1 protein-coding gene is annotated in these 2,222 nt (G+C 53.9%); it reads right to left on the reverse strand.

Translation table 11 applies throughout. The annotated features are described in order from the left end of the window. Window positions 1-83 precede the first annotated feature (83 nt). Entirely contained in the window at window positions 84-2,072 is a 1,989-nt protein-coding gene (locus JQN68_RS04250; RefSeq protein ID WP_225073891.1) for a TonB-dependent receptor plug domain-containing protein, read from the reverse strand. Window positions 2,073-2,222: the final 150 nt, after the last annotated feature.

A 2,222-nucleotide genomic window follows, 5' to 3' on the forward strand; every position in this document is an offset into this window, starting at 1 on the left:
TTGTGCTCATGCGTGTTGCCCTCGCTTGCGCGGCCGGGTCGGGTTCCGGCCGCGCTTGCCTGTGAAATACAATTGGCCTTTGCTCAGTAACGGAAATTGAGTCCGGCCATAAAGTTGCGGCCGGGGCGCGGAACTCCGACTTCCCAATAATCTCGGTCGGTCAAATTCTGGGCCTCGATGTAAACGCGGCCTTCGACACCGAAAAGTTCGCCGAGTCTTTGCTCCGCACGCGCATTGAGCAGCAGAAAATCCGGCGAGCGCGTAAAATTATTAGACACAACAGAGTACTGACGAACTACGTAAGAGAGTTGGGTGCTGAGGTTGAGGCCGAAGGGAAACTTATAGCGAAGATCCAGATTGGTACGATGACGCGGCCGCCCCTCAAGCTCACGGTCGAGATCTTTGTCTTCCGTGCGCATGAACGTATAGTTGAGCCCGGCCCAGAAGTTGTCGGTGACATCGGCGCCAAGGGCTAACTCGACCCCTTGTGTCGTCGCCTTGCCAATGTTGACATAAATGGGAACAAGAGTACCAATTGGACCTTCCGGATCCTGTACGTCTTGTCGGCCAATCAGATTCTTGATGTCGTTGTAGAACGCCGATACCGACAGGACGATGGCGGGACTGAAGGCATGCGTCAGGCCCACCTCGTAGGAGATGGTTTCCTGGGGATTGAGGCTCGGGTTGCCGCCGGCAATTGCGCTGTACAGTTCCTTAAGATGGGGAAAGCGGGTTTTCCGGCCGATGGAACCGTGCAGATTGGTGGATTCCGAAAGGGTAATGACCACCCCGCCCTGGGGGTTGAGGGTATCGATGGAATCGGTGACTTCCTTGCCCGTGGCCTTGCGGGGCTCATAATAGTCATAACTCAAACCCACTACAAACGCCAGCCAGTCCAGGGGCCGCACTTCGTTCTCGATGCCGATGGTGTAGGTGTCGGCCTCAAGAGTTTCTCTAATGCCCTGGGGAGCACCCGTCGTGGCATTTTTATTCTGTTGCTTGGCATGATCCCGCAAATAGGTGGCGCCGATCTTGAGGAAGCTCCAACGACCAAAATCCATAAAGGCCTGCAGTTCGCCGCCGACTGTATGATTTTTGTACTCGGACAAGATAAACGGCTGTCTTCCAAAGCGAGCGTACAGCGTATCCTGATGGTCGACGTAAAACCCGCGTGCCTTCAACCGCAGCCAGTCGTTAACCTTTTGCTCTCCCACCAAGCTCAGCTGCATCTGTCTCCATTTAGGATAACGCCAACGGTCAACAATTTCCCTTCCATCACGCTGGTAGCGGGTCGGCACCCCCTTTTCATTGTCGAAATAGTTCATATTCAAATAGAGCTTGGTGTCCTGATTCGGCTCATAGCCGATCTTGGCGTTGAGATGGTGTTGCAAATAATCGGTGCCGTCGCGCTTGCCGCCTTCATCCAGGGCCCGATCCGGGTTGAAAGTGAACCACCAATCCGGATCGAAGGAATCAGAGAGCCGCCAGCCGTCGGTATGACGATAACTGTAGCCCAGATAGGCATTGAAATCTCCAAACGGTGCCCCGGCACTGATGGAGTAGTGTTCGGTGCCATAATCACCCCAACCTGCACCGACATTGACCGTCGGCTTGGTAGCGACCTTTGTGACGATATTGATGACCCCGCCCATGGCATTGGGGCCATACAACACCGAAGAGGCCCCTTTGGTGACGGTGATCTTGGCGACATTGTCAAGATTGAACTGGGCTAGGTCGATCTGCCGGGAATATTGTTCATAGACCGGCACACCATCGACGAGTATCTTGACATCCGTATCATTAAAACCACGAACGCTGACATGCGACTCGCCCTTGCCGCTGCCAGCCTGAATATAAACCCCCGGCAACTGTGCCAAAGCGTCGGCCACAGTCTTTGCACCGCGCTCTTTGAAATCCTCAGCCGTCACCTCCGTAACGGTGGTGGCCAAATTGACCACTTGCTGCTCCCCGGTGACAACCACCTCGCCCAGGGAAAAAGCCTGGTCCGCCCGGGCCGGCATTGCGGCCAGCAACACCAGGCCGCAAACCGCCCATATAAGATGTCTTTGCATACATTTCCTCCTTGGCATAAAAACAGTCTCCGAATTCACCCACGGGGTAGCCATGGCGTTATAATATGATATAAATAACGTGAGAGTTCTGCGTTGTATAGCAAATGGAATATCGTTATGCAAGATAAAACACAACGCATTTCGAAATTT

The organism is Desulfuromonas sp. CSMB_57 (genome assembly GCF_020194955.2).
Classification (GTDB): domain Bacteria; phylum Desulfobacterota; class Desulfuromonadia; order Desulfuromonadales; family Syntrophotaleaceae; genus JAFCIY02.

Excerpts from the sequence above, each read along its gene's own strand:
- JQN68_RS04250 (WP_225073891.1), bottom strand. The coding sequence starts at position 2,072 with ATGCAAAGACATCTTATATGGGCGGTTTGCGGCCTGGTGTTGCTGGCC.